Consider the following 24,965-nt stretch of genomic DNA (forward strand, 5'->3'; position numbering starts at 1 on the left):
TATAAAAATAACCATAAAAGTGGATTAAAACAGTGGTTATAGAATAGTGTTCTAAATTTTAAATAAAACTTAGGTCACGACACATTTATTGAGAGAAAATAATGTCATCTAAATTAAAAAAACTATCTTTATCTGTAGCATTTGCTCTAGCTAATATAGCTGCAATTGGTGCTGCAAATGCTCACGGTTGGGCTGAGTTCCCAAGTGCTCGTCAAAACACGTGTTATAACGATGGTGGTTTTTGGTCAAATGCGATCCCTAACGCAGCGTGTAAAGCATCGTACGAAAAATCAGGTGTAGAGGCATTCATTCAACGTAATGAAGTGGCATCTTTGAATCCTAATTACAATGATATCAATACGGTTAAAGCGAACATTAAAGATGGTCAACTTTGTGCCGCGGGTATGCCAGGTAAAACGGGTCTAGATATCCCACATAAAGATTGGCAAAAAACGGAAATCGTTCTTGATTCAAACGGTGAGTTCGATTTCGTGTGGACAGCAACAGCACCACATAACCCATCGTTCTGGGAATTTTACCTGACGAAACCCGGTCACGATTTTTCACAACCTTTAAACTGGGATGATCTAGAACTTGTTCATACGGCAGGTAATGTGATGCCAAGTGATGGCTCACCTTACAAAACGTATAACTTTAAAGTGAAGCTTCCAAAGGATCGTTCAGGTGATGCAGTACTTTACACTCGCTGGCAGCGTATTGATCCAGTGGGTGAAGGTTTCTACAACTGTAGTGATATTATCATTAAGCAGTCTGGTAATGGTGGTGAAGTGACGCCTCCACCAGTTGTTGGTGGTGATATGAACGCAATTCCAGGTTACTTTGTACCTGCGGGTTACCAAGTACCAGCTGAAGGTGACATTGTCCGTTTCCGTCTAATGGCACCAGTAACGGGTGCAGAAGTGTTTGATCACCGTTTAGTGATCACTGCTGCTAACCAAGCTACATGGGTAGAAACACTAGCATCTGAGATTAATGCTCTAGATTCAGAAAAGCTTATTGTAGGTGTATGGAACCAAACTTCAGGTCAATACGAATTTAATGACTCTAATATTCATGCAAACCAAGTATGGGTATCAGAGAAAGATTACGCTTTTGCTGTTAGTACGATTAAAGCACTAGAGCCACTACCACCAGTTCCACCTGTTGATCCTGAAGAGCCAGAAACAGAAGTGCCTGAAGGTAGCTGGAGCAAAACGGCTGTTTATAACGATGGTGATGTGGTAACTCACCTAGGTAAGACATGGAAAGCTGGTTGGTACACTAAAGGCGAAGAGCCAAGCAAAGCAGATGTGTGGAAACAAGTACTCGCTGAAGGTGAAAAACCAGAACTGGGAGCTTGGTCTTCTTCTAGAGTTTACAACGAGAATGACGTTGTAACTCACAACGGCTCAAGTTGGAAAGCTGGTTGGTACACTAAAGGCGAAGAGCCAGGAACAACGGGTGATTGGGGTGTTTGGCGTAAGCTGTAACCTTAACTAAAAGAGAAGCCTATATCTACTGGATATAGGCTTTTTTCTATTCGATAAGTTAGAACTTATGAGTTCGTCAGATATTTTGTCGGCAAGAATAGCAAGAAGTTTTGATCGCGCTCTATCTAAAAAGCTATCTAACATTATGCTCTATTATTGAAAGCCAATATGAGAGTAAGCAAAACTACCCAATGTTGTTGCACAAAAACACAGATAAAATTGTTCAGTATTCTGCTTTTAAAGATCCAAGAATAAAAGGATTTGATCTTGCTCGATATAAATTTAAGCAGCCCAAAAAGTAAGGTGAAAGTAAATACTTATCAATGACCTCATTATTTGATTTAGCTTAATCATCATTTATAAAGTGAAGCCCGAATAGGGCTTCGCTTTTTTTTTAGGGATATTTATGATCTGGTTCGATATAAAGTATGAATAGGTTGTTAATAGCTACTTATCAGAGTGAATATTTTTGAAAGAGAGGGGGAGATGTGAAAAGGAAAGTAAGAGCTCTCAATTGTATCAAAATGTTAATTCAGTAACGTGTTACCGTCTGTTTTTTAATATATATGCGGATTAGTGCTCAGAAAATGAATAAAAACAGAATCGATAAAAAAAACTTATAACCTCAATTAAGTTTTCTGTTTGTGTTGTTGTTGTTAAAAGATGAACATTAGTTTTACTTTTATGGACTATGTGTAGCAGTAAGGAAACATAGTGAACACAATACAAAAAAACTTTAAGTTGATCGATAAGCCAACATTCTTTGGCGCACTCGCAATGTTGATCTCGGTGGTTGTTCCACTGATCCTTTTCCCTAAAGAAGGGGCTATCTGGATTGCGACAGCAAAAACATTCATGACAGATAAACTCGGTTTCTTATACCTAGCGTTAGGTTTAGCTGCTGTATTCTTTATGGTTTACATTATCTTCTCTGATATAGGCCAAATTAAATTGGGTGATGCAGACGAAGAGCCTGAATTTAAAACTGCATCATGGGCTGCAATGCTATTTTGTGGTGGTATTGGTGCAAGTATCCTTTATTGGGGTGCTATTGAGTGGGCTTACTACTACCAAAGTCCGCCTTTCCAATTAACACCAGGAAGTGAAGAAGCGGTACGTTGGGCTGCGACCTACGGTGTATTCCACTGGGGACCTGTTGCGTGGGCTATCTACCTTGTACCGGCTGTGCCAATTGCTTATTTCTTCTATGTTCGTAAGCAGCCTGTCTTAAAAGTTTCTGCAGCGCTAATGCCTGTTATTGGTGAAGCACGTAGCTACGGTTGGACAGGTAAAGTTATCGATGTTCTTTTTATTTTTGGTTTACTAGGTGGTGGTGCAACAACATTAGGTTTAGCCGCACCTCTTATTACTGAAGGTTCAAACTACCTGTTCGGCACACCAAAAAATACAGAAACACAAATTTTCGTACTACTGATTTGTACTTTAATTTTTGGTTACTCAGCATATGCGGGTATGGAAAAAGGCATCAAGATCCTAAGTAATATCAACTTCTGGGGTGCGCTTGGCTTACTTGCGTTTATCTTGGCTGTTGGTCCTACTATTTTCATGCTGGAAACAGGCTTAGATTCACTAGGTCGTATGCTGTCTAATTTCTTTGTGATGGCAACATGGGCAGAGCCATTTGGCGGCTACGGTTCATTTGAAGACACGCACTTCCCACAAGATTGGACAATCTTCTACTGGGCATGGTGGTTAGTGTTTGCACCAAGTATGGGTCTGTTTATCGCACGTATCTCTCGTGGTCGTACGATCAAGCAAATGGTAGCGGGTTCTATCTTCTTCGGTTCAATGGGCTGTTTCCTATTCTTCATGGTACTGGGTAACTATGGTTTATCGCTACAGCTATCGGGTCAGTTAGATGTGGTGTCAATCCTGAATGCTGAAGGTGCAACAAAAGCGATCTTCTCTATCCTAGAACAACTGCCATTTAGCACATTAGTTATCGCTGTATTTACTGGATTATGTTTAATCTTTACAGCGACAACGTTTGACTCAATCTCGTACATTCTGGCCTCTGTTGTACAAAACGACGTAACAGAAGAGCCAATGCGATGGAACCGTCTGTTCTGGGCTTTCGCAATGTCATTTATGCCATCGGTATTGATGTTCATGGGCGGCTTAGCAACATTGCAAACTGCGGCGATTGTAGGTGGCTTACCATTACTGTTCATTACTGTAATGCTAATGATTTCAGCAGTTAAAGCTGCAACATTAGACTTGAGTCACCAAGAAGGCTACGAAGATCCTGTTATTAACATCGAAGATTTACCTGATGTTGATCCATGGTCAAAAGAAGGCATGGCGTTAGCGAAGTTTGAGCAATTGAAAGATGTTGCGATTGAAGCGGCAGATGCTGAGCGTGATGCACTGAATGCAATCTGGAAAATTAAGAAAACAATTCGAGCTGAAGCATTAGCCCGTGGTGATAGTGGCGCGGATATGGGTGAGGTTCCTGCTGAATTAGCAGAAGAGTTACACCGCCTAACCACAGAAGCGATGGCAGCGAAAGAAACCAAGCTTGAAGCATCAGCACAAGCACAGGAAGCACGTGTTGTTTTCAATGAGTTGATGAAAGAGAGAGAACAAGCAGCAATAACTGAAGCAACCGCTTAATAACTAACGTTATTGCATTCATAAAGCGATCCTTAGGGGTCGCTTTTTTTATTTTACTGGCATTGAGATAACAAAATAAAAATATCAAAGAAGTAACAAGTATCTTTGTAAACATTGATACGTTAAAGTTTTGACTTACCGATACGCAAAACATAGCACAAGAAGGGGAATGATAATGACAAGCCGAGTATATGTACTTGCTCAATTTAAACCAAAAGCAGGGAAAGAAGCTGAATTATTTGATGTGCTAAAAGCATTAGAGCCGGATTCATACCGTGAAGAAGGTTGTATTCAATATATGTTGACGCGTCAGATTGATCACCCTAGTGCAACTCGAAATGATTACCCGATTGTTTTTAATGAAATCTGGCAAGATGCTGAATCGTGGGCCGCTCATGGTCGACGTAAACAAATCCAACATTTTTTTAATAGCCAAGTTAAAGATCCAGCAGGGTTAGTCGAAGATGCCATTGTTACCGCTTACAGTGATGAAGGTTACGATTATGATGCGCCGTGTTTTGATGTATAGATAGAGGTCATATTTTTTGAATGTTAAAGATGCCCTGATAATGTTGATATTACAGGGCATATTTTGATTAGATCGGTATTTTAAAATGCGAAAAACAGATAAAAAAATAGATAACACCATTATTTCGGCCTTAACGGATGTTTGCCATATTGCCCAACAAAGCCAGCCAGGTTTTCAATGGTTAACACACAATGTTAATTATCAATCTTTTCCAGATAGTTTAACGGTTACGTGCGTTTATGAGATTGAGCCGACCGATACGGTTAAAAATGAGATGCGTTTATTAGTAGCAGATAAACTCGCTGAAATTGGTATTGTTTTAAAAGATAACCATCGTAAAATTTTATTTGCGAATAAATAGCCGCAGTAATGGTGTTATTGGATGATGTATAGCGTCATAAATTTGGCATAGGTTGCAACTTTGATGTAATTATTGATAGCTCTCTTGTTATTTTGTCTTACCACTTGTGTTATTTCTCTAAAAATTGTGGGTTTGGTTGCGATGTAAAAATGCGCTCGCAATACTGAAAAAGTATATCCACGATAAAATAACAAGTTGAGAAATAGAGGTTGAGGGTTTAAACATAGCTCTCATTATTCATCATCATTTATTTTGTCATCTTGTAAACTTCCAAATCAAGGATGATAAAATGCTGAGAATTAAACCAGCAAATAAAGTCGCTTCAATTGCTTTATACCTATCAGCTGCAATAGGGCTATTTGCCACCCATGTTTCTGCTAAAGAAATCCCTTTTGAGCTTGGTGTTACGAAAGTCATTAATGGCGATATTGTCTCTTTTAAAGGGGAATGTTACACCGCAAAAAATAACCCGGGAACTTGGGAAGCACCAAAATCAGGTTCATGGTTTTGGGTGCCGGTAATCTGCTCAAGTGATACCGTTGAACCGCCTGTCGCGCCTCCTGTTGTAGAACTTCCTGTTACTGAGCCACCCGTCATAGACCCAGAGCCACCAACAATAGACATACCTTCTGATATTACCACTTTTGTGTTAGGTGAAACTCGTGTAGCTAATGGTGATATTGTTTCTTATCAACGACAGTGTTTTATTGCTCAAAATAACCCTGGGGTATGGGAAGCACCAAAAGCCAGTTCATGGTTCTGGGCTCAAACAAGTTGTGGCACTGTTGAGCCACCAATTACTTGTGAGTTACCTGAAGTATTAATTGAAAATCAATGTGTGATAGCGCCTGTTGAATGTCCTGATGGCAGCAACGCAGCAACGGTAGATGAGTGCCCAGTTGCTCCGCCTGTGGTGTGTTCTGATGGAAATTCTGCTGATTCTGTTGAGTTTTGTCCGCCAGAAAAAGTGGTCTGTGAAGATGGTAGCCAAGTTGATGATATTGCACAGTGCCCTGTCATACCTGTGACGTGTCCTGATGGAACAACTGCAACTAAGGTTGAAGATTGCCCGGCTATTGATGTACCAACAACCATGACAGTAACCTCTGATGGTAACGGAGGATACTTAATTCCACGTGCTGAGTTTATTGCAATTGAACAAAGCCTAACCAGTGGTGAGTTATTCGATCGAGTACGTTCAGATACTGTAACGTTAGATAACGTATCAGTAGAAGCGGTATTACCATTACGTGCAGCGAATCCTGAAAACGTAAAACGAGCAGAGTCGATTGTAAATGAAGCATTATGGGAGTTCTTGTTCCCGATCCGCAATCAAGCTTATACCTATAATCGTTTCCTTCAAGCGATTGCAAAATTCCCTGCGTTTTGCCGTACCTATAATGATGGTCGAGACTCTTTAGCGATCTGTAAGCGTTCACTTGCCACTATGTTTGCTCATTTTGTACAAGAAACGGGGGCTCATGCGCCAAACTGGGAAGGAGCATTAGGTAATCCTGAGTGGCGTCAAGGATTGTATTATGTGCGTGAAATTAACAAGTCAGAAAGTGATACCACAGGCCCTTACAATAAATGTACTGGGTGGGCTGGTGATCGCTGGCCTTGTGCAAATAAGAGTTACTTTGGACGTGGAGCAAAACAGTTAAGTTGGAACTATAACTACGGACCTTTCTCTGAGGCTATGTTTGACGACAAAATGGTGCTGTTAGAAAAACCAGAGCTGGTGGCTGATACATGGTTAAATCTTGCGTCTGCAGTTTTCTTTTATGTCTATCCACAACCACCAAAGCCGAGTATGTTACATGTTATTGATGGTACGTGGCAGCCAAATGCAGCAGACAAAGCCAACGGTATTGAGCATGGCTTTGGCGCCACGATTCAAATCATTAACGGTGCCTTTGAATGTACGAAAGGATCGACAACACCACAAGCTAAAGCGCGTATTGCTTATTATAAAGAAATCACTAATTACTTAAATCTTGATATCTCAGGCGAGAAGTTAGATTGCGCTGATATGAAACCGTTTAATACGAGCGGTGCAGGAGCACTAGAAGTGTACTGGGACAAAGATTGGAGCTGGGATGCGAATACTCCAAGTAATGCTAGCTTCAAATGTAAGTTAGTGGGTTATCAAACCGCTTACAGTGCATGGAATGCTGGCGATTACGAGCTGTGTGTTGAAGATAATTTCAATGTACAGGCAACGGGCGTGAATGGTGACATTATTCCTAATTAATTAAGATCCAAAAGTAAATAACAAAGCCCACAGTGATGATGAATTTCAGCTGTGGGCTTTTTCTTTATAGCAAGAAGACGCTATAAAAAGGGATATTATAACCAACCTTTACGTTTAAAGTAGAGGTAAGGTGCAAAACCTGCCAGTAGCATGAGCAATAGCGCATAAGGATAACCGAGCTCCCAATGAAGTTCAGGCATAAACTTAAAGTTCATACCATAGCTAGATGCAACTAATGTTGGCGGAAGAAATATTACTGATACCACCGAAAATATTTTAATAATTCGGTTTTGCTCAATATTAATGAAACCCATAGCCGCATCCATCAGGAAGTTAACCTTTTGGAATAAAGATTCATTGTAGGGCAATAGAGATTCAATATCGCGTAATACTTCGCGTGCTTGCTCTAACTCACTTGCTGGTAAACGCGCTTTTCTTACTAAAAAGCTTAGTGCGCGCTGAGTATCCATAAGACATAAACGAATCTTCCATCCTGCATCTTCTTGCTCTGCAAGACTAGATAAGGCTTTGTCAAAATGCTCGCCCGGTTTACCACCTAAAATGACCTTACCAATTGACTCTAACGCGCTGTAAATGTCTTCAATAACATCAGCCAGTTGCTCAATTTTTGTTTCAAATAGATCTAACAGCAACTCATAAGCACTACCTTGTTGTAAATGTTGAGTACGTGCTCGCATTCGGTAAAGACGAAATGCAGGTAATTCACGCTCACGTAAGGTAAATAAGCGACCATCACGGATGGTAAAAGCCACTGTTGAGTTAGTGGCATAATCTTCAGCATCCTCATAATAGAAGAAAGAGTGAATATGAAGACCGTCTTCATCTTCAAAAAAGCGCGCACTAGCCTCAATATCTTCTAGTTCAGGGCGAGTTGCTAACTCTTGACCTAGTTCTATTTGAACGCGATCTCGTTCTTCTTCATTGGGTTCGATAAGATCAACCCATAATGCTGATGAGATTGGATCTTTATCTTCTAAATTCAAACGTTGTAAACGGAAATCGTTCAATTTAAATGCGTTTAGCATGTTTATATCTCCGCGAATGGTGATGATATTAACAACACATTAAAACACAATTTGAAGCAAGATAAACAGAGCTTCTACCAATACAAACTGGTGGAATAAGATTTAAACAAAAGCAACGAACAATAGGGCTGCGTATGCTGACAGTTAAACGTTGTCAACTCACACGCAAAAGCAGGGGAGGACAGATTAACGAGGAAAAATATTATTCCAGTATCGACTGGGAGTGTTCAAAGTGGTGTCCTCTCAAATGATGGTGTGCGCATGTTACGCTTGAGCTCATAGAACATCAACTAGCGCTATTGCAACATTAGATTTGCGCTAAGATAAGTTAGGTAAATGGCTCATTCAGCGTTGATTCAGGAAAGTTATTGTGAGCAGATAGCTGCTAGGACGGTTGTGGTTGTGTTATGTAGAGAGGCGTCTTCTCTACTAACGCGAGGAGTATTAATGAGTAACTATGGGAAAGAATAAAGCCTTCTTCAAACACGGAAGTCGCGAAGAAAAAGGCTATATCAAATTATGACTTTCTATTTTTTAAATATAAAATCAATAACTTACTCTTTACCGTAAACGTTGTTTTCTTGCTCTTGTACTCGAATAAATGTCGTACGCTTAGTTAGCTCTTTAAGCTGCGCGGCACCGACATAAGTACATGTTGAGCGGACACCACCCATAATATCTTGGATTGTATTTTCAACAGGGCCACGGTAAGGAAGCAGTACAGTTTTACCTTCTGCTGCACGGTATTTCGCCACGCCACCTGAGTGCTTGTCCATTGCACTTTGGCTAGACATACCGTAGAACTTCATAAATGTTTTGCCATCTTGCTCGATAAGTTCGCCGCCGCTTTCATCGTGCGCCGCTAACATACCACCAAGCATAACGAAATCAGCACCGCCACCAAATGCTTTTGATACGTCGCCAGCACATGAACAACCACCGTCACCAATGATACGGCCACCTAGGCCGTGCGCAGCATCTGCACACTCAATAATAGCGGATAGTTGAGGGTAGCCGACACCCGTTTTTACACGTGTTGTACATACTGAACCTGGGCCAATACCCACTTTAACAATATCAGCACCTGCAAGAATCAGTTCCTCAACCATATCACCTGTTACAACGTTACCAGCACTGATCACTTTATCTGGGAATGCCGCACGTACTTTTTCAACATACTCAACAAGGTGTTCAGAGTAACCATTAGCAATATCAATACAAATGAAGATTAAATCATCTGTCATAGCCATGATGTCTTTGGTTTTTTGGAAATCAGCGTCAGAAGTGCCAGTAGAAACCATGGCATTATTCAGAACAGAGGCGTCGTTGCTGTTAATAAAGTCAGCCCATTGCTCTACCGTATAGTGTTTATGAACTGCTGTCATCACATTGTGTTTTGATAAGGATTTAACCATTTCAAAGCTACCAACAGAGTCCATGTTTGCAGCAATAATGGGTACGCCAGACCATTGACGACCACTATGTTTGAATGTAAAATCGCGGGTTAATTCAACTTGAGAGCGACTTTTTAAGGTTGAACGTTTTGGACGAAACAGTACATCTTTAAAGCCCAATTTCAAGTCTTGTTCGATACGCATGGTTATTCCTTAAACTTATCTTATCGAATGCTGCTCAACGAAATCGTTACTGGCAGGTAAACATTTTCGCCTAGTGAGCAGGCACAAAAAAACCGGAGCGTTGTCAGACGCTCCGGTTTTCAACATTATAGGAAGCAAATTTTCAAAAACAAGCCTATAAATGTAAATAAATGTGTATTTGTGACGATAAATGAAGATAAAACTAGCCTGATTTACTATCAAAGTAATACTTTTTATAAACTTTTCGCTTCCATTCTTGGTAAATCCTTGCATAATTTCCTGCGTAGTTTGTACTGATAAAAATAAAATTTGAAATAATTCGTATCTTTAAAATGAGAAGCTATTCTTAAAAGGTGGCCAGTTTGTAAAGCTATCTTTTTCTACGAAGGGTTGTGGGAAGGTTTAATTTGTTGAAGAAAAGAAAGGTAAGGAAAATTTTTCCTCTCGATTTTTACGGGGAAGATGGAAGTTGGCGTTTCATCATTCGGGCAGAGCAGCCTGAAGAGATCATTGATGCAATGTATTGGCGTGCTTATATTTCTTGTCATCGTAAAGATTTTGATTTGTTGCATATGGCGTGCGATAAATTTAACTACAAATATAACTACTCATCATCTGATTCTTCTGAAATACACTATGGTTTAGGCGGAACACCGTTGCGTGTCAATATGATGGGGCCTATCGTGTTGATGTCGACAATCCGAGATAAAGTGATTAACGTTACAGCCGATGGCACGGATATAACTGCACAAGCTGTCGCTTAAATTAATGATTAAAATTGAAAAAAGCGTTAAATAACTGAGTTATTTAACGCTTTTTTGTATCTGCTATTTATGATTTTTGTTTTTCTAGTAAACGCTGCTGATATTGTATTGGCGTTACCCCTCGATTTCTTTGAAAGGCTTTGTTAAAGCTTTGGACATTTTTATAACTTAAATTTGCCGCGATCTCTGTTATGGGCAGCCCGCGTTGCATGTACTTTATTGCAATGTTACATAATACATAGTTAGTGGTATCGGTGAATGTCCAGCCAAAGCGGTGCAATCGTCGTTGTAACTGTTGCTTTGATAAGTCTAAACGTTGTGCAATAAAATCGAGATTAGGGTACTGGTAGTAGCGTGAATAATTGATCAACTCAAACATTAATTTTGCGGTATCAGTCGGTTGTGGCATGTTTAAAAAATCATCAAGTTGTAAATTTGACATTAACATGGGTTTTTTGAATTTAAGCACACGATTATCGACATGCTCTAATACTGACATAGGCAGCCAAACTTGGGTTGAATGTGCGTTCCAGCGAATAGGGCATTGAAAATAATCATTGATAGCTGAGTTGTGGGTTTCAGTGGCATTTAGTTGGATCTTTAATGGAGTGAAGTCGTCACCCAAATACTCACGAATTGTTTGAACAAATAAGATAGCTACCCGCAAATTATCATGCAGCCCTCCTCGTCCTTTAGAGTAAGGGTTGTGATAAGTCCATTTTAAGATATTGCCCGAGAGTTCGCTGTGGTATGACGCACCACTTTGCAAGCATGATAAGCCATAGTTGATTCGTCTCAGTGCTAATGGCAAATCGGGGCAACTTAAATACCATTCTCCTAATCCTCCCATTTGTTCAAATGTTATCTCTTTAGCCAGCTTTACCATATAAGCGGAGTCATCGGTGAGTTGTTCAATACGTTCTAACCAAGCCAAATAATCATTAAAAGGGAGCAGCGACATGCTTTCTTTAAGCAATAAATCTGGCACTTCAAGGTGGCTGAATGAAAGGTCGTAATGCTTTATGAGTGCACTATTGAGAGGCTTGATAAATAAGGTTCTTATAAAAGCAATATCTAACATGTTAGCAGACCGACAAAAAGTATGTAATGGATAGAATATATCAAATAGTAGTAATAAATGATGCTTTCAGCCCGTTTTTATTTCTCGATACACAAAATTACTCACAATGAACTCAATTAATAACGCTAATCCGTTAAATAAGAATAATGACTAAATGACCGGAGAATTTAATGAGTTTATTTAGTATGCCTTTCACTGGCACGAACATAGATATGGTATTACATATTGTTGCAGGTGTTGTCTTGATTGGCACAATTGCAGCTATTGGCATTGGTTTTTGGAAACTACATGAATTACCTATTCATAAAGCATCAAGTAGTCAACATCACCAAATAGGATTAATTACAGCATTAACTTGGATAGGCTTTATCTGGCATTGGGTATGGGTTCTTGCCGTGATTATTGCGTTCGTTGATGGAGAGCAAGCACTGAAGCGATTACGTGATATCTGGCATGGCGATAGTCCTAATACAAAAACGAATGGTGTAGATAATGATTCATCTTTAGCGCCACCAACAAAAGAGGAGCAGACGAATGCTTGAAGGTTTAGCAGTATGGGCGCTATTTATTTATCTGCTTCGTTTGGTGGGTATGCCATGGAATAAGTTTACTAAGGCTTTTGCGTATATTGGCGGTGGTAGTTGGCTAGTGTTTGTATGGTACGGGTTAATTACGTTCGCACCGATGGATTTATCTGGAGGCTCACTAGTACAGTCACCCCATATTCAGTTAAGGCCTGCAGCAACAACAATTAATGGCCATGTTAAGGCTATTCACGTTACACCAAATAGTCAGGTGAAAGAAGGGGATTTAGTGTATGAGCTTGATACGGAACCCTATCGTATTGCGCTTAATAAAGCCCAAGCAAGTTTAGCATCAGCAGAAGTGGCTTTAGATATTGCTAAAGAAGATGTTGATATGGCCCAAGCGAGTTATCACGCCGCAGATAAAGATATTGAGATCGCGCAAAACCAGCTTGTTGCCGCGAATGAAGATTATAAATTAAAACAAGCAATGCTGAATCGTTATATTAAGCAAAATAAAGTCGTACAACATACGATTACGCAAAGTAAATTAGATGAGCAACGGACAGCTGTAGAAGTTGCTAAGTCACAAAAGGTGATGCTTGCTTCACAAATTGAAAAAGCAAAAATATCAGTGAAGAAAGCGAAGTTGGCATTAGAAAAGTCACGTTTAGCCGTGAATAGCCGTGAAGTTGATGTTGATACACAGCATGAAAATGTAGCAAAAGCACAATGGGATTTAGATCATACTAAAGTATATGCGCCTGCAGATGGTTATGTAACAAACTTTATTATGCGTGAAGGGCAGTTTGTCGGCTCTGTACCTCGTATGCAAATGTATACCGACGAAAAATACGTATTAATGCGAGTTAACCATCAGGCTATCCGTAATGTAAAAGTGGGACAACTGGCTGAATTTGCAACGGCAGTTTACCCTGGAAAGGTGTTTACCGCTGAAGTGGAAGGTATTGTTGAAGCGACGGGTGAATCACAAGGTAACTTGATTGGTCGAGAAACCAATGTGCGTCAAACAACGGGGGCGAATATGGCAAATAAACATCACTTCGTCCGCCTGAAAGTACTTGAAACGGAAGGTTATGATATTCCTGTCGGATCGGTCGGTATCGGTTGGATCAGCGCAGAAAAGCCGATTAGCTTCTTAGGTTTCTTAGATGTGGTACGTGGGATCATCATTCGAATGAAGTCTCAGCTATTCTATGTGTGGTCAATGTAGGTAATCACTTACAATATATAATAAGCCAGCTCTCTTATTATAAAGAAGCTGGCTTTTTTAGTCTTGGCGTAACGTATTAATATTCGATATAGGGGTTGGGTAACGACTCACTATCCAATAGGTTGAAAGAATGAAAGTTGTTAATGTTACGATCTGAATAAATGTCTTTCCTTGTTCTGAAATTAATCCATTAGCGACGGCAGTGTAAGCGAGCAATAAAGAAAACTCGCTGGCTTGGCTTAATCTTGCACTCAACTCTTTGTTGATAGGAGCTTCTGTGTTTGAAATGATAAGAGCGCGATAAAATCCCCATGCCTTTAGACGAATCAGTACTACACCAAATAAAATCCCCCATAAAGTATAAATATCGCTGGCCAGTAAGTTAATGTTCGCACCAATAGCGAAAAAGAACAGGATTAAAAAAAACTCTCGCAATGGTTTCAAGTGAATAGAAATAACATTGGAAATGGGGCTAACGGCTAACAATGTACCCGCGATAAACGCTCCTGTTTCGTACGATAGACCAATACGATGGCTGATTTCAGCCCAACAGAAACACCACGCTAGGGTTGCGACAAAACTGTATTCTTGAATAACATCAAACTTTTTCATTAGCGGAAGCAGCATGAGCTTAACGGCGAAGTATGCACTTACAATCACAATGAGAAGCTTGGCGAATATCAAAACGATAGCAAGGTCGATACGCTGCTCGGTATCGATATTGAGCAGTAGTAAAACAGTAATGGCTAAAATATCTTGAATTAACAAGATACTGGTCATTATTTCTCCCATTTTCTGGTGGTGAAGCGTTGTGGTAGGAATTAACTTAAGGCCAATAACGGTACTAGAAAACATCATTGCGGCCGCTGTGATAATGGCATCTTTGAGAGGAAGTTGGATCATTAATGCGAAAAGCAATGTGCAAATGAAGAAGAATAGACTGCAACAAAGCGTGATAAGTGCACTTTCTTTAAACAGACGCAGCAAGCGTTGAGGTTGTAAGTTTAGGCCAAGTAAGAAAAGCAGTAAAATGACGCCAATATGCCCCATTTGGGTCATCGCTTCAGCATTATTGATCATGCCGAGCCCATAAGGACCAATAATAATACCCGCAACGATGTACGCGATGATGATCGGTTGCTTGGCAAAGAGGAACAAACTCCCTAAGCCCGCAGCGCTAATCACAATCGCGCAAAGCTCGAAAATCATGGTATTGATACTATCAACCATCGACACCTACCTAGCTATGAAACGCAGCATGCGTAGTTGATTGCAGAAGGCAATGATAAAAGCATAGTGGTTGCAAAAAAATTGGGTTGAATGTTTTTGCGACAAGAAATTAGGAATAGGTAAAAGCGGGTGTGTAACGTGATAAATAGCGAAGAGATAACGAGAAATAAACATAGATAACGCTTAGTTATCTATGTTTATTGATACTATTAAGCGCGATACCGTTTGTATTGCGATAAAATATCGGCAATCAATTCAGGCTCAGACAGCCCATCAACTAAATACGATTGTTGATTGTTTTTAATCATTACCTCAAGATGAATTTGTTCATTATCAGTGTTTTTATGGAGCTGTAATGCGTATTCATAAGGTTGATGTCGATTGTTATCAATCACCAAACGAATACGACCATCGATACAATAAAGATCGGTGTCAAAACCATCATCGGCCAGCTTTTTACTGGCTTTGGTTAAGGCTGATCTTGCAATTGTATAGATATCGGCATGGGAAGAATACTGCGCCATGACTTGTCTCCCTCTGTTCTAAAATATGCTAGGACGTTGGTAAACGTCTGTCGCTGTCAGAAGATTTTATCGGGCAAAGACAAGGTGTTACCAACTAAAAAAATCTATCATTATCATCAGTTCTACTTATTAAAATGTAACCAATTATTAACGCATAACTCACTGATTTTAAAGCCATATGAAAGGAGGGGATATCCATTTCAGGAATAATCAATAGTCGATTTTTTTTATTATTTCATTTTAGTCTGAAATTTTAATCTCTGTTGCTACTATTGATAGGTGCAATAAATTCAATATGTTAAAGGAATATATGAATGTGTAAGCGTTACCTTACTTTAATCCCAGTGGTTGCTTTATTGACTCTCTCAACGGCCCATGCCGATTCTCTAATTCAAGGGTTAAATCGTGTCGATAACTCTATAGATAAAGTACAAAATACAATTCATGGAACGCAGAACTCGATACGCAATGGCCAGAATAAAGTTGATAATACACAACGTGCTATCAGTGAAATTCAAGATGGTACTTATGTAGAAAAGCGTGTTGAAAAAAAAGTACGCAACCAAAAGCGTAAAGTCGTGAATGGGGTCATTAATAAGTCATCGAATGCGATACGTAAAGCAACGAACGTTTATTAAGTTAAGCATAACTAAGTTAAGTATAGTGATAAAAAAGCGGCGATATCATTATCTATATAAATAGAATGATATCGCCGCTTTTTTTACCCATAATTTGGGTTAAGTATATAAGTCGTAATTATGAGTTTTGTAATTTCGCCTTCGCTTCTTTTCGCTCTGCTGCTCGACATGCTGCAGCGGTAAATACCACATCCGTTGAACTGTTGAGTGCCGTTTCTGCTGAATCTTGAATCACACCAATAATAAAGCCAACAGCAACAACCTGCATAGCTACTTCACTAGGGATACCAAATAAGCTTGAAGCTAAAGGGATCAACAGTAGTGAACCACCGGCGACACCTGATGCACCACAAGCCGAAACCGCAGCAACAACACTCAGTAAAACGGCTGTTGCTAAATCGACTTCAATACCTAAGGTATGAACGGCTGCAAGGGTTAATACAGTAATAGTGATTGCCGCTCCCCCCATATTGATGGTAGCGCCCAGTGGGATAGACACAGAGTAAGTATCTTCATGCAGGTTAAGATCTTTACAAAGTTTCATATTTACTGGGATGTTAGCGGCAGAGCTACGAGTGAAGAAAGCGGTAATACCACTTTCACGTACACAACGGAAAACAAGTGGGTAAGGGTTTTCAGCTGTTTTTACGTAAACAATGATTGGGTTAATAACAAAAGCAAGAATTGCCATTGAGCCTAATAGTACACCTAATAAGTGGGCGTATCCCGCCAATGCTGCAAAGCCTGTTTTAGCAAAGGTTTCAGAGACTAAGCCAAAAATACCGATAGGTGCTAAACGAATAATAAAGCGAACAATGAGTGTAACGCCATTCGACATATCATGGAAAACTTGTTTCGTTGCATCGCTTGCTTGGTGAAGCGCAAAACCAAGCGCTATAGCCCATGCCAAAATCCCAATAAAGTTACCGTTCATAAGTGCATGAACTGGATTATCAACAATCTTAAATAGCAGGGAACTAATGACTTCTGCGATACCTTCCGGTGGTGCAATTGAGTTAGAACTAGCAACAAGCGTTAAAGTGGTCGGGAAAAGAAAGCTCATCGCGACAGCAGTAAATGCCGCCATTAAGGTGCCAAATAAATACAACACGATAATTGGCTTCATGTTGGTATGAGTGCCTTTCTTTTGGTTGGCAATAGATGAAGCAACCAAAATGAAAACAAGAATAGGGGCAACGGCTTTTAGCGCTGCAACAAATAACCCCCCAAGAAAACTCACACTCATCGCTGATGATGGTGATAGTATTGCAAGTAATACACCAGCAACAATACCGACCATAATTTGTATAACTAAACTACCATTGGCCACTCTGGCTAAAAAAGGTTGTGATTGACTCATATAACATCCTGCATTTTATATTCTGTGAATAGCTTTTTATTTTGCTTCTGAAACATTTTTTAACAGGATCTGTTTGAAATAGCCAGTTATCTTTTTATAAGGTTTTAACCAACATTAATATAACGTTATATTTAACATTTTTTTATCAAAACATGGTGAATCGGCATACAAACAGCTTGTTTGATAACGATAAATGACAGTGAATGTATAATGTGTGTTAATGGATGTTGTGTGGTTATGCCAATCGTGATGAAAAGGCAAAAAAACAGAAAGAATTAAATGCTTTAATATGTAAGAAAATAAAACCTCTGCTACAGCATTTATATCTGCCACAGAGGTTTTTGAGGTCGCTATTAAATTTATATATTTATTTAGGATCTAAGTCTGAGAGAGATGATGCACGTGATGCAGTTGCTTTCAGTTGCTGTGCTTGATTAAGCAATTGCATAATACGTTTATCATTCCATTGCTGGCGATCTTGGCTGTAAGTTGATGCCATAATTTCAGCGACAGCATTATCTAATTGTTCTGCTAGATCTGGATTGGCAGAGAGTTTCTCACGCTGCTGCTGTTTCCATTGTTGGTAGTAAGTTTGAATTTGTACAGTTTCACGTTTGGTAATGGCTTCTTTCAACGCTTGCTCTACATTCGTCGTTCCTGATTGAAGCACGATTTCGGTATGTGATGCAGGCTGCGCTTTACGGGCTTTAATTAATAGTCCTAGTGTTATTAACCAAAGTAAGGCAAATACTGCTGTCGCCCATTGCCAGTAGTCATGTTGTGCTACATTATTACCCGCATTGTTAGTATTAGCGCTATGTTGAGGCGTAACAACGGATGGGGTTGTTAATGCTGGTGGCGTAATTGTATTGCCTGCATTGGGATCGACCGTTACATTTAATGTTAATCCATCAACTTTTGTGGTTTGCTGCTTTTCTTGCTGGGTATTCCACCAATTAATGCTAACCGCAGGTAATTCAATCGTGCCTGTTTCACGAGGAATGATGACTTGCTTTAACGTCATTGTTGTATAGCCATTCCCTTCTGAATATTCAGGTTTCTCATCATAACTTCTTACCGATGTTGGATACGTTAAGCTGATATTCGGCATATTACTTTGGGCAATATTTTTAATACGTAAGGTTAAAATACGTGTAATAGGCTCGCCTACTTTTGCATCTACGGTTGTTTTACCATTGACCGATGGTTGCCATACCTGATTGAGTTGCAAATCAGAGGTTGGTAGCCATAAACCTTTATAGTTACTTGGTTTTGCTTTAATTGTTAGTTCAATATTTTTTGCTGTTTTATCCACTGGCACTGTTAATGTTGAGCCGAAGCCACGACTCCCTTTAATCACGCTACCGCTGAATTTCGCACCATGTAAGGTAATATTCCCTGGCTTATCTGCTGTGATCTGGTAATTGCGGGTGATCACAATATAGCGACGTCCATTTTGAACAACTTCGTTTTGAGCATCTTGCCCAACTTGCGTTGCTGTTAGTCCATCACCATAAGGTGGTGCTAAAGTCGCTTGATCCATTTGCTCGCCAATTAAGATACGCACCCGATAATTAATTGATTCGCCCACATAGATGGTTGATTTATCGTTAATACCTTCAATGGAAATAGATGATTGCTTCGCATTGGCTGCCTGTGTTTGTTTACTGCTTTTTAAAACAGTAATCGTAATTGGTTCGGTTTTTGAGCTACCAATTTGAAACGCAGGGATAGTAAGAGTGCCAACCTTGGTTGCAGCTAGTGCTACTGTCCAACTAGTATTACGTGAGATAACCCCATTAATCATCGAAGTCCCGCTACTTACGCTAGGACGACCATAAGCAAAATCAGGACTTAATGGCGCAAGATCAAGTGAATTGGTATTCACACTATCATCGACAGCAACCGTTAATTGGAAAACCTCATTAACACCAACAATATTTTTAGACACTGTTGCTTCCGCTTGTGCCGCCATCACTTGGGTTGATAGTAGCGCACTGAAAAACAAAGCAATGTACAACAATGGTGTCGTTACTTTTTTGCCAAAAAATAATTTATTCATAAATCTATTCATTGTCCTATTACCATGAGTTCTCAGTTTTTTGCTGCGCTTCTTTCTGTTGCGCTTGCAAAATTAATTGAGCTCGGATCAAACCACTGGTGTCATCAGGCACTTGTTCCAATTTTTTCAAAATAGGGTTACTGGCTGAAAGCACATCCCCGTCTTTTGCTGCTTGGTCACTCATTCGTACTTGATTGTTGTTGGTTGTTTCTTTGTTTTTATCTTGTTCTGACTTAGTGGCTGATTTTGACTCTGCTTGCTGTTGCTGTTGCTGTTGCTGTTGCTGTTGCTGTTGCTGTTGCTGTTGCTGTTGCTGTTGCTGTTGCTGTTGCTGTTGCTGTTGCTGTTGCTGTTGCTGTTGCTGTTGCTGTTGCTGTTGCTGTTGCTTTGCTGCTTGTTTCGCATTTTCATCAGCACGTTGTTGTTCAGCCGCTTTTTGCTCGGCAGTTTTCTCTTTTTCTGGCTGTGATTGTTTATCACTACCTGCTTGCTGAGATTGCTGCTGTTCTTTCCCTTGTTGTTTATCAGACTGACCTTGTTGCTGTTTACTCGTGTTGCTCTGATCCTGCTTTTGGTCATTTTGTTTCGATTGTGAAGACTGCTTATCATTAGATTGTTTGTTATCTGATGATTTCTGCTGATCTTGGTTTTGTTGTGACTGCTGGCTGTTATCTTGGCTCTGATTTTTGTTGTTAGAGCCTTGTGATTGCTGCTGTTGCTTGTCACTCTTCTGCTGATTCTGCTGATTCTGCTGATTCTGCTGATTCTGCTGATTCTGCTGATTCTGCTGATTCTGTTGCTGTTGTTTCTTTTGTTGCTCCAGTGCTTTCTTCACTATATCGAGGTTTTTCTTAACATCGGGGTAGTTAGGATCGGCTTTCTGTAGCTTTTCATAGGTATCTACTGCTTGCTGTAACTTCCCACTTTGTGCATAAGCATTACCTAGGTTGTACTGCGACATTGAATCATGTAATGGTTTTAAGGTTTCAATGGCTTGTGCATAATTTTTTGCTTTATATTCAGCGATACCTTTCCATTGCGGAGATTCAAAATCTTGTGCCGCTTGCTTATATTTACCATCGGTATAAGTTTGGTAAGCTTGCTGCTCAGCATTTACCCATGGGCTCGCTTGTGCATGATCAATAGGTAAAAAGAAGAACATAGTGGCAATGACAACGCCACGGCGGAAACCCAGTAATGCCAGTAATAACAAAGGTAAAACTAACCAAAATCCGCCATTTAAACGTTCTTGCAGTTCTTTTTGTTGATCTTTTTTACCGCTATCTTGTGGTTTTGCAGTGAAGTGGACAATCGCATTAACATCTTGATCTGTCGGTTGAACCATCTGCAAAATACCACCCGTTTGCTTAACAATAGGTTCTAGTGTTTTCAGGTTAATTTTTGAAATAACAGGAGAGCCATTATCCATTAATAATCGACCATCAGGCAGTGGAACAGGTGCTCCATCAACTGTGCCCATTGCTAAGATAGAGACACGATATTTAGTACCTTTTAATTCGGCTAAACTTTTAGCTGATTCCTGCTTAGACATACCATCGGTCACTAAGATAATATCACCCGTACTATTACCAGCCTGTTTAAGTAACTTTATCGCTTCAGCAATACCTGCCGCGGCATTACTACCAGGAATTGGCATAATCTTTGGCGATAGGCTAGGGATCAAGTTTGCTAAAGTATGGCTATCTTCAGTTAACGGGCTGACTTCATAGCCATCTCCCGCATAGGTGACTAACCCCGTACTGCCTTCTTTCCAGCCCGGTAACATATCAAGCGCTTTAAAACGCGCCTGTGTTAAACGGTTCGGTTTTATATCGGTCGCATACATAGAGCGGGACATATCCATTACCAATACGCGTGCGCCACTTAAGTTATAAGCAGGTAGTTTTACTTTTTGCCAACTAGGACCAGCCATCGCAATAACAGCGATTAGCCAGCCCAAAGTGAGTATGGCAATGGGCCATGATGTCGATTTAGGCTGAGCCATACCTAATTTTTTTGCTAGGTGTGGCGCAATTAACCCCGTGGTTTGTTTCTTGGTTTTAAGCCAAGGTAAAAGAAAGACTAATGGCACAAGTGCCAAAAACCACATAGGGTGCATAAAAGTAAAATTAGCCATGACGTCTCCTCATAACAGCAATGACGACAGAAAGTAGTAATGCTATGGCTAAAGGATATCGGAACAACTCATCACGTGGACGCCATGTTTGCTGGGCGTTATTGACAGGTTGAAGTTTATTGATGATGTCGTAAATTTTCTCAAGCTGTTGTGGATTACGTGCTCGGAAATATTCACCGCCCGTCATCTTGGCGATTTCAGTTAAAGTCTTTTCATCAAGATCTTGTGATGGATTGACGATGCGATCACCGAAGAAACCTTGTTGCACCATTTGATCGGCACCAACACCTACGGTATAGATTTTCACACCGCTTTCTTTGGCTAATTTAGCGGCTTCAAGTGGATCAATTACACCAGAGGTATTTGCACCATCACTTAATAAAATAATTACCCGTTGTGGCGCTTTACTGTTAATAAAGGTTTTTGTCGCAATACCTAGGCCTTCACCAATTGCAGTGCTTTGCCCAATTAAGCCTAAAACAGTACGATCTAGTTGTTGTTCAACCGTCTTACGGTCAAATGTAAGAGGTGTTTGTAAGTAAGCATGATCAGCGAAAAGGACTAAACCTAAGCGATCACCTTTTCGTTTTTCAATAAAATCCGATAACACATGTTTTACTGCGGTTAAGCGATCAATACTTTTCCCATTTTTAGTCACCATATCTGGAATTGACATTGAGCCTGATAAATCGACAGCTAATAACATGTCACGGTGTTCTGGTTTTATTTCGATAGGATTCCCGTACCAAACCGGTCTTGCAGCAGCACAGACAAGACAAGTCCACAGTAAAGCCATTAATACTTTACGTATGATTGAGCGAGGCTGTTTTTGACCAACACCGCTGGGTAATTTGGGTAATTGAATTGCCGCAGGTTGCACAACCGGTTTACTAAAACGGTAAACGAGCCATGCTAAAGGCAACAATGCCCAAGCCCAAAGCCATACAAATTCAAACATTTGAAGACTCCTTTTGCGTCATGCTGGGTAGTTTTCGTGGCGGCAAAGCATGTTTAAGCCATGTGTTTGCCATTGTTTTACATTGTTGAAAGTCATCATGACTCAGTGGCGTATTTGAAAATGAACCTGATAGCCATACCGATTTAAGTTCTGAAAAACCACTATATTTTACGGGCAGTTGATTATCTAAAAATGCCAACCATGCCTCACCTGTTAATGGTGCAACAATGGTGCGCGAGTAATAACTTAACGCGGATTGTTTTAGTAACGTATTGAGAGCGGGTAACCCTTGTTCTGCTGTTATTAGCGACAGTTTCTGTAATGCTTCTTTTTGTGCAGCATCAGCATGCTTTTTACGCCGAATAAAAGTGACGACAACTGCAATAGCGAGGATCACCACGGCAAATAATACCCACCATCCCCATGCTAAAGGCCAAAAGTTTGGAGCTTGAGGAAGATGTATATCCGCTAAAGGGAGTTGCTGAACGCTTGGTGTTGCCATTACTTAACTCCTTTGACGCGTTGTTAATTGCTGCAACAAAGGTTCCGCTGCAGATAAATAATGTAGAGGGATCGCAAGTGATTTCGCAATATCAGCCACAAAGTTTTGATGCGTTAGATACTGCTGACTTAATGAATCACGTGTTTTCTTTGATGAAAAATTAAGCCATGCAGATTGCTCTTTATCAGCAACATGTTCATAGCCTCTAAATTGTGTTTGTCCTTGTTCTAGTGGGTCATGGATTTGGACAAACTGAATTCGATTATGTTGACGTAATTGTGTTAAACGTCGCTTATCATTAAGCGATAATTGGTTAAAATCGCTGATAACAATAATTTCACTACCTTTAGAACAAAGGTGGTGTAACCGTTTTAATGCATCAGAAAAGTTAAATTGTTGAGGCTGTTCTAATGAATTTAATGCTAACTGTTGTGATTCAATCAGCTTATTGATGATATGAAGTGGACCTTGCTGGCGTGCCGTTGGCTTACATTCATTAACATTCAAACCGTTATAAATTACTGCCCCTATACGATCTTGTTCACTTATAGCAAGCCAGCTTAATAAGCTAGCAAAGTGAGCCGCTTGAACAGATTTCAGCATTAATTGTGAGCCAAATTGCATGCTTCGGCTTAAATCAATAAGCAACATAACGGGTTGCTCGCGTTCTTCGGTAAATAGTTTGGTATGTGTTTTGCCAGTACGTGCGGTTACACGCCAATCAATAGCTCTAATATCATCACCAGCTTGATAGGGACGTACTTCTGAGAAGTTCATCCCACGTCCTTTGTGGCGACTTTGATGTAGGCCATTTAATTGTGACCAGATACTGTGCGCTGGTGGCAACCAACGCACGACCTGATTCTTATATTGCAGTAGCTCAGCCAAACACACATTAACCCCATCGCTATGGGGTGGCAGCGCTACGGTTAAGTGTGATTTGCTCATATACTAGCAACCTGTGAAATCAATTCTTCAACTACGCGATCTGCGGCAATACCTTCTGCTTGTGCTTCATAGCTAAGTAATAAGCGATGACGTAAAACAGGATATGCCATTATTTGGATATCTTCTGGTGTAACAAAATCACGACCACTTAGCCAAGCATGAGCACGAGCACAACGATCAAGAGCTAGTGTTGCTCGTGGGCTAACACCCATTTGAAGCCAATCTTTTAGCTGAGAGCTGAATTTTTCAGATTGGCGTGTCGCCATGACGAGACGAATAATGTAATGCTCTACATCTTCTGCCATATGAATGTTAAGCACTTCTTTTCGCGCAGCAAAAATATCATGTTGGCTAATATGAATAGGCTCTGCTTTTTCAATACCTAATGCTTCACCACGGTTCAGACGTAATATCTCTAATTCACTTTCAGCACTAGGATAATCGACATTAAGTTGTAATAAGAAACGGTCTAATTGTGCCTCAGGCAGTGGGTAAGTACCTTCTTGCTCAATTGGGTTTTGCGTTGCCATTACGAGAAATAACTCAGGTAATGGGTATGTTTTTCGACCAGCGGTGATCTGCTTTTCAGCCATCGCTTCAAGCATTGCGGCTTGCACTTTTGCCGGCGCACGGTTGATTTCATCTGCAAGAATTAATGAGTTGAAAATAGGGCCTGGCTGGAAAATAAATTCAGCTGTCTCAGGACGAAAAATATCAGTACCTGTTAAATCAGCAGGTAATAGATCGGGCGTAAACTGAATACGGTGAAATTCACCTTCAATACAATCAGAAAGCACTTTAACAGCGCGTGTTTTTGCTAGTCCTGGAGGCCCCTCTACAAGGATGTGTCCATCAGCCAGTAAAGCAATTAATAACTGTTTCACTAAATCGGGTTGACCAATGACTTGGCTTTGTAAGTAGTGATTTAATCGTTGAAAAGTACTCGCTAACATAAATTCATTTTCCTATAGAGCTTACTTAATACATTAAGTAAAAAACCTGAGACTATCTAATATGGCTTTAGTTCACGTTTTTTAGATTATCAGAATAGCTGTTAACCATTCATTCGATACGTTTCATGGCGTTTTATA

General features: G+C 40.1%; 21 protein-coding genes. 9 read left to right on the forward strand and 12 right to left on the reverse strand.

The genetic code is table 11. The features are described from left to right. The first annotated feature begins 101 nt into the window (after positions 1-101). From C9J41_RS07925 to C9J41_RS22015, 5 genes are all read left to right on the forward strand, one after another. Complete coding sequence (locus C9J41_RS07925; protein WP_107259836.1) at positions 102-1,490, forward strand: lytic polysaccharide monooxygenase; 1,389 nt, start codon at positions 102-104, stop codon at positions 1,488-1,490. A 723-nt stretch (positions 1,491-2,213) separates the two neighbouring features. Continuing rightward, entirely contained in the window at positions 2,214-4,124 is a 1,911-nt protein-coding gene (locus C9J41_RS07930; RefSeq protein ID WP_107207117.1) for a BCCT family transporter, read from the forward strand. A 175-nt stretch (positions 4,125-4,299) separates the two neighbouring features. Then, on the forward strand, positions 4,300-4,653 hold the full coding sequence (locus C9J41_RS07935; RefSeq protein ID WP_107207015.1) for a putative quinol monooxygenase: 354 nt from the start codon (positions 4,300-4,302) through the stop codon (positions 4,651-4,653). A gap of 85 nt (positions 4,654-4,738) precedes the next feature. Then, positions 4,739-5,014 carry a hypothetical protein gene (locus C9J41_RS07940; RefSeq protein ID WP_107294440.1) on the forward strand — a complete coding sequence of 92 codons (276 nt, stop codon included), beginning with the start codon at positions 4,739-4,741 and terminating at the stop codon, positions 5,012-5,014. A gap of 289 nt (positions 5,015-5,303) precedes the next feature. Then, the gene (locus C9J41_RS22015) at positions 5,304-7,268 is read left to right on the forward strand and encodes a chitinase (RefSeq protein WP_233220398.1); all 1,965 of its coding nucleotides are present in this window, start codon (positions 5,304-5,306) and stop codon (positions 7,266-7,268) included. Positions 7,269-7,363: 95 nt separating this feature from the next. Here C9J41_RS22015 and corA read toward each other — a convergent pair whose 3' ends face one another. Together corA and C9J41_RS07955 are read right to left on the reverse strand one after the other, a co-directional pair. Further along, entirely contained in the window at positions 7,364-8,314 is a 951-nt protein-coding gene (corA, locus tag C9J41_RS07950) for a magnesium/cobalt transporter CorA (protein ID WP_107207013.1), read from the reverse strand. 554 nt (positions 8,315-8,868) lie between these two features. Beyond that, entirely contained in the window at positions 8,869-9,912 is a 1,044-nt protein-coding gene (locus C9J41_RS07955; protein WP_107207012.1) for a GMP reductase, read from the reverse strand. A gap of 410 nt (positions 9,913-10,322) precedes the next feature. Here C9J41_RS07955 and C9J41_RS07965 point away from each other — a divergent pair, with 410 nt between their 5' ends. Continuing rightward, entirely contained in the window at positions 10,323-10,676 is a 354-nt protein-coding gene (locus C9J41_RS07965; protein ID WP_107207010.1) for a hypothetical protein, read from the forward strand. A 67-nt stretch (positions 10,677-10,743) separates the two neighbouring features. On the opposite strand, the gene C9J41_RS07970 is transcribed toward C9J41_RS07965, so the two are convergent. Further along, the gene (locus tag C9J41_RS07970) at positions 10,744-11,757 is read right to left on the reverse strand and encodes an AraC family transcriptional regulator (RefSeq protein WP_107207009.1); all 1,014 of its coding nucleotides are present in this window, start codon (positions 11,755-11,757) and stop codon (positions 10,744-10,746) included. A gap of 170 nt (positions 11,758-11,927) precedes the next feature. On the opposite strand from C9J41_RS07970, the gene C9J41_RS07975 reads away from it, so the two are divergent. Both C9J41_RS07975 and C9J41_RS07980 read left to right on the forward strand, forming a co-directional pair. Then, positions 11,928-12,299, forward strand: coding sequence for an MFS transporter (locus C9J41_RS07975; protein ID WP_107207008.1), 372 nt, complete (start codon positions 11,928-11,930; stop codon positions 12,297-12,299). After that, positions 12,292-13,515, forward strand: a complete 1,224-nt coding sequence (locus C9J41_RS07980; RefSeq protein ID WP_107207007.1) for an HlyD family secretion protein — start codon at positions 12,292-12,294, stop codon at positions 13,513-13,515. Before C9J41_RS07975 ends, C9J41_RS07980 begins: the two co-directional genes overlap by 8 nt. A 57-nt stretch (positions 13,516-13,572) precedes the next feature. On the opposite strand, the gene C9J41_RS07985 is transcribed toward C9J41_RS07980, so the two are convergent. Then, positions 13,573-14,745 (reverse strand): cation:proton antiporter, encoded by a 1,173-nt coding sequence (locus tag C9J41_RS07985; protein ID WP_107207006.1) that lies wholly within the window; start codon positions 14,743-14,745, stop codon positions 13,573-13,575. Positions 14,746-14,954: 209 nt separating this feature from the next. Then, complete coding sequence (locus C9J41_RS07990) at positions 14,955-15,269, reverse strand: hypothetical protein (RefSeq protein WP_105061871.1); 315 nt, start codon at positions 15,267-15,269, stop codon at positions 14,955-14,957. Between the two features lie 314 nt (positions 15,270-15,583). On the opposite strand from C9J41_RS07990, the gene C9J41_RS07995 reads away from it, so the two are divergent. Continuing rightward, complete coding sequence (locus tag C9J41_RS07995) at positions 15,584-15,907, forward strand: hypothetical protein (protein ID WP_107246821.1); 324 nt, start codon at positions 15,584-15,586, stop codon at positions 15,905-15,907. A 118-nt stretch (positions 15,908-16,025) separates the two neighbouring features. Here C9J41_RS07995 and sstT read toward each other — a convergent pair whose 3' ends face one another. From sstT to C9J41_RS08030, 7 genes are all read right to left on the reverse strand, one after another. Next, the gene (gene sstT / locus C9J41_RS08000; protein WP_107207005.1) at positions 16,026-17,267 is read right to left on the reverse strand and encodes a serine/threonine transporter SstT; all 1,242 of its coding nucleotides are present in this window, start codon (positions 17,265-17,267) and stop codon (positions 16,026-16,028) included. 367 nt (positions 17,268-17,634) lie between these two features. Further along, complete coding sequence (locus C9J41_RS08005) at positions 17,635-19,329, reverse strand: BatD family protein (protein ID WP_107246820.1); 1,695 nt, start codon at positions 19,327-19,329, stop codon at positions 17,635-17,637. Positions 19,330-19,348: 19 nt separating this feature from the next. Continuing rightward, on the reverse strand, positions 19,349-21,466 hold the full coding sequence (locus C9J41_RS08010; RefSeq protein WP_107294441.1) for a VWA domain-containing protein: 2,118 nt from the start codon (positions 21,464-21,466) through the stop codon (positions 19,349-19,351). Beyond that, positions 21,459-22,424, reverse strand: coding sequence for a VWA domain-containing protein (locus C9J41_RS08015; protein WP_107259822.1), 966 nt, complete (start codon positions 22,422-22,424; stop codon positions 21,459-21,461). The genes C9J41_RS08010 and C9J41_RS08015 overlap by 8 nt, the downstream gene beginning before the upstream one ends. Further along, the gene (locus tag C9J41_RS08020; RefSeq protein ID WP_107294442.1) at positions 22,417-22,926 is read right to left on the reverse strand and encodes a DUF4381 domain-containing protein; all 510 of its coding nucleotides are present in this window, start codon (positions 22,924-22,926) and stop codon (positions 22,417-22,419) included. Before C9J41_RS08020 ends, C9J41_RS08015 begins: the two co-directional genes overlap by 8 nt. 3 nt (positions 22,927-22,929) lie before the next feature. Further along, positions 22,930-23,874 carry a DUF58 domain-containing protein gene (locus C9J41_RS08025; protein ID WP_107294443.1) on the reverse strand — a complete coding sequence of 315 codons (945 nt, stop codon included), beginning with the start codon at positions 23,872-23,874 and terminating at the stop codon, positions 22,930-22,932. Further along, a complete protein-coding gene (locus C9J41_RS08030) occupies positions 23,871-24,827 on the reverse strand; it encodes a MoxR family ATPase (protein ID WP_105061879.1) in 957 nt (318 codons plus the stop codon). Before C9J41_RS08030 ends, C9J41_RS08025 begins: the two co-directional genes overlap by 4 nt. Positions 24,828-24,965 lie beyond the last annotated feature (138 nt).

It is taken from the genome of Photobacterium sp. GB-50 (assembly GCF_003026755.1).
GTDB lineage: Bacteria > Pseudomonadota > Gammaproteobacteria > Enterobacterales > Vibrionaceae > Photobacterium.